The organism is Corallococcus interemptor (genome assembly GCF_003668875.1).
Taxonomy (GTDB): Bacteria; Myxococcota; Myxococcia; order Myxococcales; family Myxococcaceae; genus Corallococcus; species Corallococcus interemptor.
On sequence record NZ_RAWM01000243.1, the window covers coordinates 1 to 2,949 of the forward strand.

A 2,949-nucleotide genomic window follows, 5' to 3' on the forward strand; every position below is an offset into this window, starting at 1 on the left:
CGGCAAGCCCGGCCCCCGTGCGGGTGGCAAGCCCACCTCCACGGCCCGTCCCGGAGGCCCCGGACGCGCCGCGCCAGCGCCCATCGCCTCGCCCCCGCCGCGCATCCCACCTCGGGCGCGGGTGCCATCCATGCCCGCACAGACGCTGGCGGCCCAGCCGGGCCGGTGGCTGTGGACGTGCCGGGAGGGCTTCGAAGGGCACCTCTTCGAGGAGCTGACCTGGGCGGGCGCCGGTCCGCGCCTCCTGGGCCCCGCCCTGGTGGAGTCCGAGCAGCGGCCGGACGTGCCCCCCGCCTTCGGCCGGGCGGTGGAGAAGGTCATCAACACCTGGGCGCCCGCGGGTGGGGCGCAGGTGCCGGTGGAGGACATCCGGGCCGCCATGTCCGGGCTGCCCACGCGGGTGCCCTGGCTGGTGAGGGCCTACACGCCGGACAGCGCGAAGGGCAACACGCAGGCGGGCCGCGCCGAGGCCCTGGAGGCGGCGGTCCGCGCGGCCCTTCCCTCCGGGCGCTTGCTGGAGGACGACGGCCGTGCGCGCGAGGCCGGGGCCCTGCTGGTGGGCCTGTGCGTCGCGCCGGACGGGGTGCTGACGCTGGGTGCGGTCAGTGCCCGGGAGGCCCTGTCCCTGGCCCCTGGCGGGCGGCGGCGGATGAAGCGCGCGGGCGAGTCCCCTTCCCGCGCGGCCATGAAGCTGGAGGAGGCGCTGGACGGGCTGGCCCATGAGCCCGGGCGCGGCGACGTCTGCGTGGACCTGGGCGCGGCGCCGGGCGGCTGGACACAGCGGCTGGTGGCGCGCGGGGCGCGGGTGGTGGCGGTGGACCCGGCGAAGCTGATGCCGGAGCTGGCCAGGAACTCGCGCGTCCAGCACGTCCAGGAGAGCGCCTTCGCCTACGCCCCGGAGGAGTCCGCGGACTGGCTCTTCTGCGACATGGCGTGGCGGCCCCTGGAAGTGGCACAGCTGTTGGCCAAGTGGGGCCGGCGCCGCTGGGCGCGCAACCTGGTGGCCAACATCAAGCTGCCCATGAAGGACAAGAACCCGCTGCTGCTGCGGGTGCGCCAGATACTCGTGGACGATGGAGGCTGGGAGGGCCTCACCGTCCGCCAGCTCTACCATGACCGGGACGAAGTCACGGTCACGGCGCACCGCATGCGCTGAGAGGGCGACGGAGCGGGCGCGGGGAGAAGCTTTCCTGCGCCCGCGGCCGGTCCGCGCTACACACGCGGACACGATGCCCTACACACTCGACGACGCCACCGCCACCGCCCTCGTCGCCCTCCATCCCCGGGCCGCGCGCCCGGGCCATGCCCAGGAGGCACCGCAGGCCGCCGCCCGGGAGCTCATCGCCGCGGAGCAGCGCCGGCGCGGCCAGCCGGACGCCACCGGCGCCATGCACGTGCTGGCGCTGACGCAGGGCACGCTCCTCAAGGAGGAGTTTGATTTGTCCACGCACGCGCACCACGACGGCTGGCGCGTGGGCGCGGTGATGGTGGACGTGAAGGAGATGATCCACTTCAACGCGCGCTTCGGCTTCCCCGCCGGGGATGCGCTGCTCCAGGGCGTCGTGGCGTCGCTGGCCCGGCAGTACCCGAACGCGCGCATCGTGCGCTTCCAGCCGGACGGCTTCGCGGTGCTGCTGCTCCCCACGTCCCAGCTCACCGTGCGCGAGGACAGCGCGGAGACGACGCGCGCGAAGCTGTCGGAGGAGCTGCGCCCCGCGCTGCCTCCGGGTGCCTCCGACACGGACGTGCCGGGCTTCACCGTGGCGCTGCTGGAGCTGACGGTGCACCAGCCGTCACACTGGCAGGTGCTGGGGCCGCTCCTGTGGGCGGAGGTGGAGCGGGCCTACATCATGGAGCGCACCGGGCGGACGCACGGCCTGCAGCGGCGGCGCCTGCGCCTGGACGCGTTCCTCCCGGAGCCGGAAGGAACCTGAGGACGCCTACTCCTCGAGGATGAACTTGCGCGGGTTCTGCGGCACGCCGTTCACGCGCACTTCGTAGTGCAGGTGCGGGCCGGTGGAGCGGCCGGTGTTGCCCACCGCCGCGATGGGCGAGCCGCGCTTCACCCGGTCACCGGCCTTCACCAGGATCTTGGACAGGTGGCCGTAGCGCGTCTTGATGCCGTAGCCGTGGTCGATGACGAGCACGTTGCCGTAGCCGCCCTCCAGGCCCGCGAACACCACCGTGCCGTCGGACGGCGCCGTGACTTCCTTGCCGTGAGGCGCCGCGATGTCCAGACCCGCGTGCGTCACGCGGTCCGCCGTGTACGGGTCCAGGCGCTGGCCGAAATCGCTGGTCACCCAGCCGCGCGCCGGCCACACCGACGGCGTGGAGGCCAAGAGCGACTTCTGGTCCTGGAAGTAGGCCTGCAGGTCCTGGAGGCTCAGCTCCTGGCGGGTGGCCTCCGCGGACAGCCGGTCCAGGCGGCCCAGCATCATCTTGGGCGTGTCCGTGGTGGTCAGCTGGGTGAACTGCGTGTCCGTCGCGGGCACCGCGGTGCCGGCCTCCGGCTCCGTGGGGCCCATGGCCAGGTTGCGCTGCGGGTCGGACAAGAGCGTCACCGCGCGCAGCTTCTGGTCGAACCGCTCCACGCGGTCCAGCGTCGAACCGATGTGCTCGATGCGCTCGCGCACCGACTTCAGCTGCGAGCGCAGCGTGAGGTTCTCCTCACGCAGGATGCGGTTCTCCGACGCGTCCGCCGCCACCTGGAGGTAGTGGATGCTCGCACCGGCGCCCAGGCCCGCCACCAGCATCAGGCCCATGCCCACCTGCACCAGCCAGGAGCGCTGGATGGTGTAGCGCTTCACCGGAGCGTCGTGGTCCGGGATGACCATCAGCGTGAAGGACTTTTTGGCCACGGACCACTCCTGGGGAAATCTCTTTCGCTACGTGGGACTTCCGGCGCCAGAAGCTAAGTCGCTCCCCGCGCTCGCAACACCTCCCCCACCC

At 73.0% G+C, this 2,949-nt stretch carries 3 protein-coding genes; 2 read left to right on the forward strand and 1 reads right to left on the reverse strand.

Going from position 1 to position 2,949, the window contains the following annotated elements:
• Positions 1-130: 130 nt before the first annotated feature.
• Positions 131-1,156 carry a 23S rRNA (cytidine(2498)-2'-O)-methyltransferase RlmM gene (locus D7X96_RS38740; RefSeq protein ID WP_121725595.1) on the forward strand — a complete coding sequence of 342 codons (1,026 nt, stop codon included), beginning with the start codon at positions 131-133 and terminating at the stop codon, positions 1,154-1,156.
• Positions 1,157-1,229: 73 nt separating this feature from the next.
• A complete protein-coding gene (locus tag D7X96_RS38745) occupies positions 1,230-1,934 on the forward strand; it encodes a diguanylate cyclase domain-containing protein (RefSeq protein ID WP_121725594.1) in 705 nt (234 codons plus the stop codon).
• A 6-nt stretch (positions 1,935-1,940) separates the two neighbouring features.
• Here D7X96_RS38745 and D7X96_RS38750 read toward each other — a convergent pair whose 3' ends face one another.
• Positions 1,941-2,858 (reverse strand): M23 family metallopeptidase, encoded by a 918-nt coding sequence (locus D7X96_RS38750; protein WP_121725593.1) that lies wholly within the window; start codon positions 2,856-2,858, stop codon positions 1,941-1,943.
• Between the last annotated feature and the right edge of the window lie 91 nt (positions 2,859-2,949).

Excerpts from the sequence above, each read along its gene's own strand:
- D7X96_RS38745 (WP_121725594.1), top strand. The coding sequence starts at position 1,230 with ATGCCCTACACACTCGACGACGCCACCGCCACCGCCCTCGTCGCCCTC.
- D7X96_RS38740 (WP_121725595.1), top strand. The coding sequence starts at position 131 with ATGCCCGCACAGACGCTGGCGGCCCAGCCGGGCCGGTGGCTGTGGACG.